Origin of the sequence: Dyella ginsengisoli LA-4, from assembly GCF_000334915.1 — a bacterium.
GTDB lineage: Bacteria > Pseudomonadota > Gammaproteobacteria > Xanthomonadales > Rhodanobacteraceae > Dyella_A > Dyella_A ginsengisoli_A.
Genome location: NZ_AMSF01000056.1, coordinates 89,693 through 103,410 on the forward strand (window position 1 = coordinate 89,693; position 13,718 = coordinate 103,410).

General features: G+C 69.5%; 9 protein-coding genes. All 9 read left to right on the forward strand.

The annotated features are described in order from the left end of the window. Positions 1 to 18: 18 nt before the first annotated feature. Positions 19 to 1,188, forward strand: coding sequence for a lipase family protein (locus C693_RS0113635; protein WP_017462845.1), 1,170 nt, complete (start codon positions 19 to 21; stop codon positions 1,186 to 1,188). 388 nt (positions 1,189 to 1,576) lie between these two features. Continuing rightward, positions 1,577 to 1,867 (forward strand): PAAR domain-containing protein, encoded by a 291-nt coding sequence (locus C693_RS0113640; RefSeq protein ID WP_017462846.1) that lies wholly within the window; start codon positions 1,577 to 1,579, stop codon positions 1,865 to 1,867. Positions 1,868 to 1,970: 103 nt separating this feature from the next. Continuing rightward, complete coding sequence (locus C693_RS0113645) at positions 1,971 to 3,266, forward strand: tetratricopeptide repeat protein (protein WP_017462847.1); 1,296 nt, start codon at positions 1,971 to 1,973, stop codon at positions 3,264 to 3,266. Positions 3,267 to 3,289: 23 nt separating this feature from the next. Then, positions 3,290 to 5,323: a type VI secretion system Vgr family protein gene (locus C693_RS0113650; protein WP_017462848.1), complete on the forward strand. Its 2,034-nt coding sequence runs from the start codon at positions 3,290 to 3,292 to the stop codon at positions 5,321 to 5,323. Between the two features lie 11 nt (positions 5,324 to 5,334). Next, the gene (locus C693_RS0113655) at positions 5,335 to 5,874 is read left to right on the forward strand and encodes a DUF6931 family protein (RefSeq protein ID WP_017462849.1); all 540 of its coding nucleotides are present in this window, start codon (positions 5,335 to 5,337) and stop codon (positions 5,872 to 5,874) included. Positions 5,875 to 5,932: 58 nt separating this feature from the next. Next, positions 5,933 to 7,276 (forward strand): type VI secretion system-associated FHA domain protein TagH, encoded by a 1,344-nt coding sequence (gene tagH, locus C693_RS0113660; protein ID WP_017462850.1) that lies wholly within the window; start codon positions 5,933 to 5,935, stop codon positions 7,274 to 7,276. Between the two features lie 25 nt (positions 7,277 to 7,301). Further along, entirely contained in the window at positions 7,302 to 8,642 is a 1,341-nt protein-coding gene (gene tssK, locus C693_RS0113665; protein WP_017462851.1) for a type VI secretion system baseplate subunit TssK, read from the forward strand. 166 nt (positions 8,643 to 8,808) lie between these two features. Then, positions 8,809 to 10,173: a type IVB secretion system protein IcmH/DotU gene (gene icmH, locus C693_RS0113670; RefSeq protein WP_017462852.1), complete on the forward strand. Its 1,365-nt coding sequence runs from the start codon at positions 8,809 to 8,811 to the stop codon at positions 10,171 to 10,173. Positions 10,174 to 10,177: 4 nt separating this feature from the next. After that, on the forward strand, positions 10,178 to 13,708 hold the full coding sequence (gene tssM / locus C693_RS0113675; protein ID WP_017462853.1) for a type VI secretion system membrane subunit TssM: 3,531 nt from the start codon (positions 10,178 to 10,180) through the stop codon (positions 13,706 to 13,708). The last annotated feature ends 10 nt before the right edge of the window (positions 13,709 to 13,718 follow it).

The following is a 13,718-nucleotide window of genomic DNA, read 5'->3' on the forward strand; positions in this document are numbered from 1 at the left end:
GGACAAATGGACACTGTCATGACGGACTTCACGCCAACAGAAGCAGCACGCATCGCCAGGGGCGTCTACGGCCTGCGCACCGAAACCGTATCGGGACTGGCACGAAATCACCGCGATCTGGGCTGCGAGGGCATGTTCGCGGTCGACGACAGCTCACGCTTCGTCGGCCGCTCCGGCGGCCTGGTCGTGTGCAAGAAGCTCACCGGCTTCGGCTACATCGCCGCCGGCGAGGGACGCCGGCAGGGCGAGGTGCTGATCGCGACGCGCGGCACCGACATGCCGCTGGACTGGCTCAGCAATTTCAACATCGGCGTACAGATCGGACCGGGCGGGCACCTGGTTCATGCCGGTTTCCACGACATCTGGAAATCGTTCGCCGCCGACATCGCCGAATTCCTGCGCGGGCGCAATCCGTCGGTGGTCCACTGCGTGGGGCACAGCCTCGGCGGCGCACTGGCCAATCTCAACGCGGATTACCTGACCAGCAAGGGAGTCGGCAGCGTGCGCCTGTACACCTTCGGTGCGCCACGTGCCGGTACGGTGCCATTTGCCCGCGCGCTGACCCGGCGGGTCGGAGCCGCCCACATGTACCGTGTCCACCACCGTTCGGATCCGGTGCCGATGATCCCCGTTTTTCCGTTCCAGCACGCGCCTGTCCACGGGACCATGTACGAGCTGACCGGCCGGCACACGGGGCTGATCAACAGCCAGGCGCATTCGATGCTGGGCAGCTACATGCCGGGCGTCGACGAACTGGACTGGCTGGCGCTGGCCCGTCAGGGACAGGACGCGATGGCCGACGCGCACACGCAATCCTGGCTCGACCAGGTCGCCGGAGGCGGTGGTGGGATCATCCCCTTCGGCGCCCGTGCCCTGCAGATGATCGGTCGCGCGCTGGGCTGGTTGCTGCGGCAGGTGCGGAATGTCCTGGTGGGCGTGCTGGGAACGGCGGCCACGGTGGGGATGACGGTGCTCGACCAGCTGGCCTGGATGATCAGCCAGGCGGCACAGCTGTCGATCAGCGTGTCTTCCTACGTTGGCACGCTCATCGCCGCGATCTTCCGGTTCCTTGGCCGTACCGTCATGACCGGCGTGTCGATGACGATGGCCTTTGTCCGCTGGGTGCTCGATCTGCTCTACAGCAGCCTGGGCAATGTCGCCCGGCTCGCGCTCTCCGTGCTGGACTAGGGCGCGGGCGGGGCATCCGCCGGCGGGTGCCCCGCGGGGCGTCCTAGGTGGGCTTCTCCGCCACCCGGACGGAAGCGGCGGTATGACCCCGGGGTCGGGGAAGGGGGCGGCCCTGGCCAGCCCCGGGCGCCCGTACCCGACGCGGCCCGCGGCTGTGCCGGCCCTCGCGCGCGGGGCGGCCGGCCTCGCCCGCGGGCGCGGGCGTGGGCGATTGTGACGGCGTGATCAATTCCGCGGATCTTTTACGCACCTAACCATGGAGCGCCATGCCGGCCGGTCGTCGCAGACGGGCCCGGGCGCGCAGCCATGGGGGAGGTGCCGGATGTTCCAGTCGTGCCGTTCGCTTGCATTCGCCGCGCTTCGTGACGCGGATGCGGGGCGCTGAGCCATGCCGCAGCCCGCAGCCCGCGTGAGCGATATGCACGTCTGCCCGATGGTGACGGGCGTGGTGCCGCACGTCGGTGGGCCGGTCAGCCCTCCCGGCAAGCCGACTGTGCTGATCGGCGGTCTGCCTGCCGCCCGGATGGGTGACATGGCCATCTGCGTCGGGCCGCCGGACACGATCGTGATGGGTGCGCCGACCGTACTGATCGGCGGCCAGCCCGCCGCGCGGATGGGGGACACCTGCTCGCATGGCGGCACCATCGTGCTGGGTTGTTTCACCGTGCTGATCGGTTGAGGGGGACTCCATGCGATCCGCGACCCGCTCGATCCCTTCCCGTCGCAAGGCCCAGCCGCTGTCCCCGGCGGGCCGGGCATTTGCGAGCCAGCTGCAGGAAGCCATGCGGGTACACCAGGCCGGCGACCTGGACGCGGCCGAGCGCTTGTACGGCGAAGTGCTGGAGCTGCATGCCGCCCAGCCGGACGCGCTGCATTTCCTGGGCGTGCTTGCCCATCAGCGCGGGCGCAGCGATGAGGCGGTGCTGCTGATCAGCTCGGCGCTGAAGATCATCCCCAGACACCCGGACGCGCACAACAACCTGGGCAACGTGCACAAGGAGTGCGGCCGGCTGGCCGATGCCGAGCGCTGCTACCGCAGGGCGCTGGCCTGCGCACCGGAGCACTACCAGGCGCAGAGCAATCTCGCCGTGGTACTGGAGGCGCAGGAGCGGCTGGACGAGGCCTTCGAGGCCTACTCGAAGCTGATCCAGCAGGCGCCGACCTACGCGCACGGCTACTACCGGCTCGGCCTGTTCCTGCGCAACTACGCGCAGAACGAAGAGCATCTGCAGCAGTCGGCCGAATGTTTCCGCCAGTCCTACGAGCACGACCCGGCCAACGTGCGCGCGCTCGAAGGGGTGGGCGTGGCGCTGTACATGCTCCATCGGCATGACGAGGCCGCCGACGTCTATCGCCAGTGGCTGGAGCGCGAGCCGGACAACCCGGTGCCGCGACACATGCTGGCCTCCTGCGGCGCCACCGAGGCGCCACCGCGCGCTGCCGACGACTATGTACGCGATGTCTTCGATGGCTTCGCCGAGAGTTTCGACGAGCAGCTGATCCAGAACCTGGGCTACCGGGCGCCGGAGGTGCTGGTCGGCATGCTCGACGAGGTGACGCCCGTCGACGGCGCCTCGCTCGACGTGCTCGATGCCGGGTGTGGCACCGGCCTGTGCGCGCCGCTGCTGCGCGCGCGTGCGCAGCGGCTGGTCGGGGTGGACCTGTCCGGCGGCATGGTCGACAAGGCGCGCCTGCGAGGCGGCTACGACGCGCTGGAAGTGGCCGAACTCACCGCCTGGCTGGAGGCGCATCCGCAGGCATTCGACCTGATCGTCTCGGCCGACACGCTGGTGTACTTCGGCCAGCTCGGCCCGGTGCTCGCCGCCGCCGCCGGGGCGCTGCGTCCCGGTGGCTGGCTGGGCTTCACCCTGGAGGCGGTCGAGGGCGATGACGAGGTGGCCGAGCTCACCTCCAGCGGCCGCTACCGCCACTCCCGCCCCTACGTGGAGCACCTGCTCGCGGGCAGCGGGTTCGAAGCCGTCACCGTGCGCGGCGACACCCTGCGTCGCGAGGCGGGCAAGCCCGTGCACGGCTGGGTCGTCCGGGCGCGCCGCAGCCACTCACCCGACGGCGCCTGAGCGCACTACGACGGACTCCGCCCATGGCACATGCGATCACCGTAACCAGCGACGTCGAGAGCACCCTCCTGTTCGTCCGCATGAGTGCGACCGAGGGACTCGGGCAGCTGTTCTCGTTCGAACTGCACCTGCTCAGTGAGAACGCCGAAGTCGACCTGCGCAAGCTGCTCGGCACGCCGATGGCGGTGAAGCTGGTCGACGAGGATGGCACCACGCGCTACTTCCACGGCATCGTGGCGGAGGCCGAGCAGACCGGCTTCGAGACGATCTCCAAGGTGCGCTACGCCGCCTACCGCATGCAGCTGGTGCCCAAGCCCTGGCTGCTGTCGCAGAAGATCGACTGCCGCATCTACACCGAGATGGACGTGCCGTCGATCGTCAAGGCGGTGCTCGGCGACATCGGTTACGCCGACGTCAAGCTCAGTCTCACCGGCAACTACCCGCAGCGCGACTACTGCGTGCAGTACCGCGAGAGCGGCCTGAACTTCATCAGCCGCCTGCTGGAGCAGGAAGGCATCTATTACTTCTTCACCCATGCGGCGAACGCGCACACCCTGGTGCTGGCCGACGCGCTGGGCGCGCACGCAGCCACCAGCGGCTTCGAGCATGTGCCGTACTGTCCGCCGACCCAGCGCGGCGGACGCCAGGCCGGCTCGATGACGCAGTGGCGCACCGCCGAACAGGTGCGTTCGCTGAAGGTGCAGCTCACCGATTACAACCCGCTCACGCCGAAGACCTCGCTGCTGGGCACCGCCACGCTGAGCGGCTCGGAATACCACGGTGTCGGCGGCCTGGATGTGTTCGACTATCCCGGCCCGCACGAGACCGCGGCGGACGGCAACCGCTACGCGCAGGTGCAGGTCGAGGCGCGTAACGCGCTGCACAAGGCCTGCCACGGACAGACCGACGCCTTCGGCATCGCCTGCGGCGCACTGTTCACGCTGCAGGATTTTCCGCTGCAGGCGCTCAACCGGGAGTACCTGGTCACCGGCACCCGCATCGAGCTGTGTGACCCCGGCTATTACGGCGGCGCGGATGCGAGCCAGGAGCCGTTCCGCTGCGACCTGCAGGCGATCCCCAGCAGCCAGCCGTTCCGCAGCCTGGCTGCCGCGGCCAAGCCGCGCATCGCCGGCCTGCAGACCGCAGTGGTCTGCGGCAGCGACACCGACGAGGACATCGCGGTCGACAAGTACGGCCGCGTGCAGGTGACCTTCCCCTGGAACAAGCCGGACAAGCCGAATGCCAAGAGCTCCTGTCCGGTGCGCGTGGCCTCGCCGTGGGCCGGCAAGACCTGGGGTGCGGTCAGCATCCCGCGCGTCGGCCAGGAAGTGGTGGTGAGTTTCCTCGAGGGCGATCCGGACCGCCCGCTGATCATCGGCAGCGTCTACAACGCCGACAACATGCCGCCCTACGCGCTGCCGGACAACAAGACCCAGTCCGGCGTGAAATCGCGCAGCCTGCTCGGCGGCGCCGACGACGCCAACGAGCTGCGTTTCGAGGACAAGAAGGGTTCCGAGCAGTTCTTCATCCACGCGCAGAAGGACATGCTGGAGGAGGTCGAGAACGACCACACCGTCACCATCGACCATGACGAGAAGGTGACGATCAAGAACGACCAGACGCTGGAGGTCGGCAACGACCAGACCGAGACCGTCAAGCACGACCGCAAGGTCACCGTGCAGAACGACGACAAGCTCGACGTCACCGCCAATGGCACCACCAGCATCGGGCAGAAGTTCAAGCTCAGCGCCGGCACCGAGATCGAGCTGGTCACCGGCGCGTCCAGCATCACCATGAAGAGCGACGGCACCATCGAGATCAAGGGCGTCAACATCAAGATCACCGGCAGCGTCGGTGTGAAGGTGGAGGGGCAGGTCGAGGTCGGGATCAAGGCGGGTGCCACCATGGACATCGGCGCCGGCGCCAGCCTGAAGGCGCACTCGGACGCGATGCTGGAAGTGGCCGGCAGTGCGATGACCACGGTCAAGGGAGCGATGACCACCATCAAGGGCGACGCGATGACCCAGGTCTCCGGCGCCATCATCATGATCGGCTGACGGGGGCGCACATGTCGGCAGTCATTCACGCCTCGGTGCAGATGGAGCTTCCCGCGGAAGCCAATGCGGTGCTTCGCGCGGAGATGACCCCGCAGGTGGCCGTGCAGGCGCTGCTCGCCGCCGGTCGCCCGCAGGACGCGCTCACCCTGCTGGCCCGCCTGCTGCCCAAGCGCTACGCGGTGGCCTGGGTCTGCCAGTGCGCGCGCGAGCAGGCGCTCTCCCAGGAAGACCGCGCCGGCGCCTCGCTGGCCGAGCAGTGGGTGCGCGAACCCAGCGAAAGCAATCGGCGCGCCGCGTTCGAGTTCGCCCACGCCGGCGGCTACAAGTCGCTGGGCGCATGGATCGCCGCCTCGGCCGGCTGGTCCGGCGGCAGCCTGGCGCCGGCCGCGCAGGAGACGCCGGTGCCGCCGCCCGAGCATCTCACCGCGCGCGCCACGGTGGCGGCAATCAACCTGCTGGCGGCGCTGGAGCCGGCCGAGTTCGATGCCCGGCGCAAGGCCTTCATCGAGCGTGCGACCAGCCTGCTGCAGGCCGGGGGAGGGGAGGCATGAGCCGCTGCCCCGCCCATCCGCATCGGTCCGACTTCCCTCATCAAGAGGAGCGCTGAGCGTGTCGTCGATTCCCACTCTGGTCCTGGCGGTCACCGGCGTGCACGCGGCGCAGTTCGGCGCGCGCGGGCAGAAGTCTTTCGAGGGGCGCGACGGTAGTATCGGTCGCTCGGAGGATTGCGACTGGGTGCTCAGCGCCTCGGGCGTGTCGCGGGTGCACGCGATGATCCGCTGCCTCAACGGCATCTACTTCATCGAGGACCGCAGCACCAACGGCATGCTTCTCAACGGCGTGCCGCTGGTGAAGGGCGACCCGTCAGCGCTCAAGCATGGCGACCGCCTGCAGATCGATACCTTCGAGGTATCCGTGAGCGTGCAGGCGGCCGGTGCGGTGCCAGCTCCGGCCGCGCCGATGCCGCCGGCGCCGCAGGACGTGTTCTCCACCTCGCCGCTGCCGCCGGCCGCCCCGATGCCGATGGGGCGCGACCCGCTCGACGACTTCCTCGATCTGGGGCCAGGCCCGGGCTCCCGGCCGCCGGCCGATGCCGGGCTGATCCCCGATCCGGTGGCGCCGGCCGGGGGCTCGCTCGATCCGCTGAGTTTCCTCGACGAGCCGTTCGCGCCGTCGCCGTCTCCCGCTGCACCGTCACCGGACTGGAACCACACGCCGGGCGTCTCCGACCACTTCCGGCCGCCGTTGCCGGAAGGCCAGCGCGCCGCCCAGATGCTGCCGGAAAACTGGGACCTGACCGTGGGCGACTTCGGCGCGCCGGCGGCATCGACGCCGGTTCCCGACCCGGCGCCTGCTCCGGTGCCGGCCCCCCCGCCCGCCGCCTGGACACCGCCGGCACCGGCTCCCGCATCCGTGTCGACCGGTGCTGCGATGCCGGCGGACATCCAGCAGATGCTGTCGATCGTGGTCGACGGCGTGATGGACGTGCTGCGCGCACGCGCCGAGATCAAGAACACCTTCCGCCTGCCGGTGACGATCATCCAGCGCTCGGAGAACAACCCGCTGAAGTTCGCGCCGAACGCGGAGGAAGCGCTGCAGAAGATCCTCTCGCCACCGAACGCGGCATTCCTTTCCGGCCCCTCCGCGTTCGACGACGCCTTCGACGATATCCGCTGCCACCAGATGGCGATGCTCGCCGGCGTGCGCGCTGCGTTCGAATCGCTGCTGTCGCATTTCAACCCCGACCGCTTCGAGCAGGAGGCCGACGGCGGCAAGCGCTCGGCGTTCGCCGGCAAGGGGCGCTACTGGGAGAAGTACCGCGAGCATTTCGAAGGGCTGGCCAAGAACCCCGACGAATGCTTCCGCCGCCTGTTCGGCGACGAATTCGCGCGGGCCTACGAAGAGCAGCTGGCGCGCCTGAAGTCGGCGCGCCGCAACGCCGCGCGGCGATGACATTTCAGACACGGGCATCGATCCGATGACGCAAAACAACAAAGTGGTTTGGAGCGAAGGCCTGTTCCTGCGGCCGCAGCACCTGCAGCAGAACGAGCGCTACCTCGAGCGCTTCGTCGAGCTGCGCGCCGGTGCGCTGCGGCCGTACAGCTTCGGCTTCACCGAGCTGGAACTGGAGGCCGACCTGCTGGCGGTGGGCAAGCTGGGCATCAAGCGGGCGCGGGGCGTGCTGCCCGACGGCACGCCGTTCGCGATGCCGTCCGACGATCCGCTGCCGCCGCCACTGGAGGTCGATGCGAACTGGCGCGACCAGACCATCTACCTGACGCTGCCGCTGCGCTCGCCGACCCAGCCGGACAGTGGCCGGCCCGAGGCGCCGGCGGAGAAGCTGTTCCGCTTCCGCGTGCGCGAGGCCGAGGTGCGCGATGCCTCCGGCAGCACCGACGGCACCGCGGTGCTGGAGGTCGGCGGCATGACCAGCCGGCTGCTGCCCGAGTCGCAGCCGCTGGAGGGCCTGACCCGGTTGCCGCTGGCGCGCATCGTCGAATGCCGCTCGGATCGCCGGGTGATGCTCGACGAGGGCTTCATGCCGACCGGCCTGCGCTGCGAGGCGATCCCGCGGCTGGTGACCTTCCTCACCGAACTGCTCGGCCTGCTGCACCAGCGCGGCGAGGCGCTGGCCAGCCGGGTGGCGCTGACCGACCGCGGCGGCGCGGCCGAGATCGCCGACTTCCTGCTGCTGCAGGTGGTCAACCGCTACCAGCCGCTGGTCGCCCACCTGGCCGAAGCGCCGCTGGCGCATCCGGAAGAGCTGTACCGGCTGATGGTGGCGATGGCCGGCGAGCTGGCCACGTTCACCGCGCCGGGCAAGCGGCCGCCGGCGTTCCCGGCGTATCGCCACGAGGCGCTGCGCGAGAGCTTCGAGCCGGTGATCGCCGCGCTGCGCGCCAGCCTCAGCGCGGTGATGGAACAGACCGCCCTGGCGATCCCGCTGCAGCAGCGCAAGTTCGGCGTGTGGGTGGCGGTGGTGCCGGATCTGTCGCTGCTGGACACCGCCGCCTTCGTGCTGGCGGCCAAGGCCGACCTGAAGTCCGAGGAGCTGCGCCGACAGCTGCCGGCGGTCTCCAAGATCGGACCGGTGGAGAAGATCCGCGACCTGGTCAACCTGCAGCTGCCGGGCATCGGCCTGGCACCGATGCCGGTGGCGCCGCGACAGATTCCCTACAACGCAGGCTATCTGTACTTCGAATTCGACCGGCACTCGCCGATGTGGCGGGAACTGAAGACCTCCGGCGGCATCGCGTTCCATTTCGGCAGCGAGTTCGCCGGACTGGACCTGCAGCTCTGGGCGATCCGGGGAGGGTGAGTCGGATCATGGCCTCCTTCAGAACTGCGTTGCCATTCAGCGGCCACGACCCTGCGCTGGCGGAACGGCCTCCGGTCGCACGCCCCGCCATGTCGTCCTCCTCCATGGGTGCACGCGCCTGCCGCCTGCGGCGCGGGGCATCCGCAAGCCACTCGCAGGTCCAGCCATGAATACGCCGAACGGTCCCGGTCATCCGCCCGGTTATCCGCCGGTGCCCGACGACGCCACCATCGTGCGTCCGCGCGGCACCCAGCCCTCCGCTCCGGCACCTGCGCCCTACGCGCCACCGCCGGCAGCTCCCGCCTATGCGCCCGCACCGGCCGCACCGGCACCGCGGGCCGACATCAGCGAGTTCCTCGGCGGCGGCATGAATCCGCTGGTGCAGGCTGCCGCGCCGCTGCTGCTGCTGGGCGTGCAGTTGCGTCACAGCGTGTCGCCGCCCGATGCCACGCGCCTGCGCGAGCAGGTGACCACCCAGGTGCGCCGCTTCGAGAGCCACGCCAATGCCGCCGGCCTGCCGGTGCAGACGGTCACCGCCGCGCGCTACGTGCTTTGCGCGATGCTGGACGAATCGGTGCTCAATGCGCCCTGGGGCGAGCAGAGCGGCTGGGCGCAGAAGACCCTGCTGGTGACCTTTCATGGCGAATCGTACGGCGGCGCCAAGTTCTTCCAGATCCTGGAGCGGCTGTGCGCCGACTTCAGCCGCCACATCGACCTGATCGAACTGATGTACCTGTGCCTGGCGCTGGGCTTCGGCGGGCGCTACCAGATCGAGGCGGGCGGTCGCGCCCGGCTGGCCGACATCCAGGAAGACCTGTACCGCCGGATCAAGGCGCAGCGCGCACCGGCCGCCGATGAGCTGGCGCCGCACTGGCGCGGCATCGAGGACCGGCGCAATCCGCTGATCCGCTACGTGCCGCTGTGGGTGATCGCGGCCGCGGCCGCCTGCGTGCTGCTGGTGGCGTTCCTGTTCTTCTACACGCGGCTCAACACGCTGTCCGCGCCGGCCAGTGCGCAGATCGCGCAGATCGGCCTGGAGAGCGCCACGCCGCCGGATACGACGCGCCTGAACCGGGCCACGCCGCCGGCGCCGCACAAGACGCTGAAGGAACTGCTGGCACCGGAGGCGCAGGCCGGCCGGCTCGAGGTGATCGACCAGAGCGACGGCAGCGAGCTGGTGCGGCTGGGCGGTTCGGACATGTTCGCCTCCGGCGGCGTGGACGTGAGCGCCGCGGAGATTCCGCTGCTGCACAAGATCACCGCCGCGCTGAACCAGGTGCCGGGGCGGGTGATCGTGGTCGGCCACACCGACGACCAGCCGATCCACTCGCTGCGTTTCAAGGACAACTTCGAGCTGTCCGCGGCGCGCGCACGCGCGGTGGTGCAGATCCTCGACCAGGGGCTGGACAACCCGGCGCGGCTGGAGTCCAGCGGCGCGGGTGCGTCGCAGCCGATCGCGCTGCCGCCGAACCTGCCGGCCAACCGCACGCGCAATCGTCGCGTGGAAATCAAGTACATCCCGGAGGGCTGAGCTCGTGAAGAAAGTGCTTTCCCTGCTCAAGTCCGGCTGGTTCATCGCCCTGGTCGGCCTGCTGCTGCTGTCGCTGCTGATCTGGCTCGGCGGACCATACCTGGGCATTGGCGACAGCCAGCCGCTGGCCAGTCCGGTGACGCGGCTGGTGGTGATCATCGTGCTGCTGGTGATCTGGGGCGTGGTGCTGCAGATTCAGCAGATGCGCCTGCGCAGCAAGACCGCGCAGATGTCCGGCGACCTGGCCCAGCAGGAGGGCGGTGCGGCGGCCCCGGTTCCGGCCGGCGACGACCGCAGCGCCAGCGAGCGCGCCCAGCTGGCCTCGCGCTTCCAGGAGGCGGTGGACACGCTGCGCAAGCGCCGCCAGGGCGGCGGCAACCTGTACACGCTGCCGTGGTACGTGGTGATCGGTCCGCCCGGCTCGGGCAAGAGCACGCTGCTGCAGAACTCGGGACTGAACTTTCCGCTGTCCGATCGCTTCGGCAAGGAAGCACTGCGCGGCATCGGCGGCACCCGCAACTGCGACTGGTGGTTCACCGAGGAAGCGGTGTTCCTCGATACCGCCGGGCGCTACACCACGCAGGATTCCGACCGCCAGGCCGATGCCTCGGCCTGGGGCGAGTTCCTCAAGCTGCTGCGCAAGTACCGCAAGCGGCGGCCGATCAACGGCGTGCTGATCGCGATGAGCATGTCCGACCTGCTGGTGCTGGACGAGAACGCCCGCCAGGAACACGTGCAGGCGGTGCGCCGGCGCCTGGACGAACTGGCCGAGCACCTGCGCATCGGCGTGCCGGTGTACCTGGTGCTGACCAAGTGCGACCTGGTGGCCGGCTTCAGCGAGTTCTTCGACGACTTCTCGCCGGAACTGCGCAGCCAGGTCTGGGGCATGTCCTTCCCGGTCGCCAAGACCATGGACGGCAGTGCCGCCAAGGCGTTCGCCGACGAATTCCAGCGGCTGCTCGACCGGCTCAACACGCGGGTGCTCGAGCGGGTGCACGCCGAACCGGATCGCATGCGCCGTGCCGCGATCCTGTCGTTCCCGCAGCAGCTGGCCGCACTGCGCGACGTCGCGCGCCAGTTCGTCGAGGGCGTGTTCGCGCCCAACCCCTACGGCAGCCCGACGCTGCTGCGCGGCGTCTATCTCACCTCCGGCACGCAGGAAGGCACGCCGATCGACCGCATGATGAGCGCGGTGGCGCGCACCTTCGGCGTGGACGCGGCGCGCGTGCAGGCCAAGGGCGCGCAGCAACGCACGTTCTTCGTCGAACGACTGCTCAAGGATGTGCTGTTCAAGGAGTCCGGCTTCGCCGGCACCAACCCGAAGCTGGAGCGGCAGAAGATCCTGCTGCAGGCGGCGGCCTACACCGGCGTGCTGCTGCTCACCGGCCTGCTGTTCGCCGGCATGGCGATCAGCTACGGCCGCAACCGCACCTACCTGGACAACGTGCAGAAGGCGCTGACCGCCTATCCGGCGAAGACTTCGCTGGACGACGCGCCGACCCAGAAGGCCTACTTCGCGCTGGTGCTCGAGCGGCTGGAGGGACTCGGTGCGGTGAGCGGCGTGGCCGAGCAGTACCGCAGCCACGTGCCGTGGCTGATGCGTTTCGGGCTGTACCAGGGGCATGCCGTCGGCGGTGAAGTGCACGACGCCTACCTGCGCGAACTCAACGGGCTGCTGTTGCCCGGGGTGGCCTCGCAGTTCCGCGCCGGGCTCAGCGCCAGTGCCGGCGACCCGCAGGCGCTGTACTACTACCTCAAGGGTTACCTGATGCTCGGCGAGCCGAAGCATCGCGACCCCGGCCAGCTGGTCGCGCTGACCGACCTGGAGTGGCCGAAGGTGTTCCCCGGCGATACCGTGCTGCAGGACGCGATCGCCAAGCACTTCAAGGCGCTGGTGGGCGAGCCGGACCGGATGCGCGCCATCGGGCTGGACAAGGATCTGGTCGAGCAGGCGCGGGCGACCCTGCGCACCGCCGATCTGTCGTCGCTGGTCTACGGCAGCATGAAGCTCTCGGCCACCGCCTCCGATGCGCCGCCGCTGCAGTTGGACAAGGCGCTGGGCCTGCTCGGCAACGTGTTCCGTCGCAGGAGCGGCACGCCGCTGTCGGCGCCGCTGCCGGCGCTGTTCACCCAGCCGGTGTTCGCCGAGGAAGTGAACAAGGGAATCGCCCAGGCGGTGGACAACTTCACCAAGGACGACTGGGTGTTCGGTGCCAGCGGCATCGACGCGATCGGCAAGGCGCGTCTGCAGCAGCAGGTGCTGGGCCTGTATCAGACCGACTACATCAAGGCCTGGGACGACCTGTTGAACGACCTGGAACTGCAGCCGATCGCCAGCATCCAGGACGCCAGCGCGATCGCCGCCAAGCTGGCCGGCCCCAGCTCGCCGCTGAAGGCGCTGCTCGGCGTGGTGCGCGACAACACCCATGACCTGCTGCGTGCGCCGCCCGAGGACGGTGCGGACAAGGCACTGGCCGCGGCGAAGAAGGCGGCCGAGAAGAAGGCCACGCAGAGCGCACTGAGTCGCGCACTGGCCGCGGCGGCGGGCTCGGCGCCGGCGGCGCCGGCGGCCAAGCCGGGCGATGCGATCAGCGAGCACTTCGACACCCTCGACAAGCTCAGCGAAGGGGCGCCGGGGGCAGCGCCGATCGACCAGACGCTCGGCGTGCTCGACCAGCTCAGCAAGACCCTGCTGACGATGACCGACTTCAGCAATGCCGCCGGCCAGCCGAACCCGCAGCTGCTGCTGGCGCAGCAGGCCGCGGCGCAGTTGCCGCCGCCGGTGTCCGGCTGGGTCGCTGCGCTCACCGGCAAGAGCGAGGCGCTGGTGGCCAGCGGCACCAAGGGCGCGCTGGGCGACCAGTTCCAGCAGGCGGTGGCCAAGGACTGCGCCGACTTCACCCGCGGGCGCTATCCGTTCGCGCCGAACGGCCGGTCGGAGATCCCGATCCAGAACTTTTCCGAGCTGTTCGGCTACGGCGGCGAGTTCGACAGCTTCTACAAGCAGACGCTGGAGAAACTGGTCGACGCCAGCGGGCGCACCTGGAAATGGAAGGACGGCCCAGGCGCGGTCAGCGGTCCGCCCGGCATGCTGGCGCAGATGCAGCTGGCCGACTCGATCAAGCAGTCGTTCTTCCGCAACGGCAGTCCGACGCCCGAGGTCGGTTTCACCTGGATGGCGCCGCAGCTCGATGCGGGCATCGGCAAGCTGGTGATCCAGGTCGACGGGCAGAAGTTCGAGTACGCCCCCGGTGGCCCGACCAGCGCCGCGATGAAGTGGCCCGGGCCGCAACCGGGGCAGGTCTCGGTGAGTGCCTACGACACTGCCGGCAACCTGATCAGCAGCGTGGACTACCAGGGCGACTGGGCGTTTTTCCGCGCGCTGCAGGCGGCGCATCTGACGAAGCAGTCCGATCTGCGCTACACCGCGACCTTCCGCTTCGGCAGCCAGAGCGCCCGCGTGACCTTGCAGGCGGCCAACCTGAAGAACCCGTTCCTCGATTCCGACGTACAGCGCTTCCGCTGCGGGGGTTGAGGCCATGCCG

Excerpts from the sequence above, each read along its gene's own strand:
- C693_RS0113635 (WP_017462845.1), top strand. The coding sequence starts at position 19 with ATGACGGACTTCACGCCAACAGAAGCAGCACGCATCGCCAGGGGCGTC.
- C693_RS0113640 (WP_017462846.1), top strand. The coding sequence starts at position 1,577 with ATGCCGCAGCCCGCAGCCCGCGTGAGCGATATGCACGTCTGCCCGATG.
- C693_RS0113645 (WP_017462847.1), top strand. The coding sequence starts at position 1,971 with ATGCGGGTACACCAGGCCGGCGACCTGGACGCGGCCGAGCGCTTGTAC.
- C693_RS0113650 (WP_017462848.1), top strand. The coding sequence starts at position 3,290 with ATGGCACATGCGATCACCGTAACCAGCGACGTCGAGAGCACCCTCCTG.
- C693_RS0113655 (WP_017462849.1), top strand. The coding sequence starts at position 5,335 with ATGTCGGCAGTCATTCACGCCTCGGTGCAGATGGAGCTTCCCGCGGAA.
- tssK (WP_017462851.1), top strand. The coding sequence starts at position 7,302 with ATGACGCAAAACAACAAAGTGGTTTGGAGCGAAGGCCTGTTCCTGCGG.
- icmH (WP_017462852.1), top strand. The coding sequence starts at position 8,809 with ATGAATACGCCGAACGGTCCCGGTCATCCGCCCGGTTATCCGCCGGTG.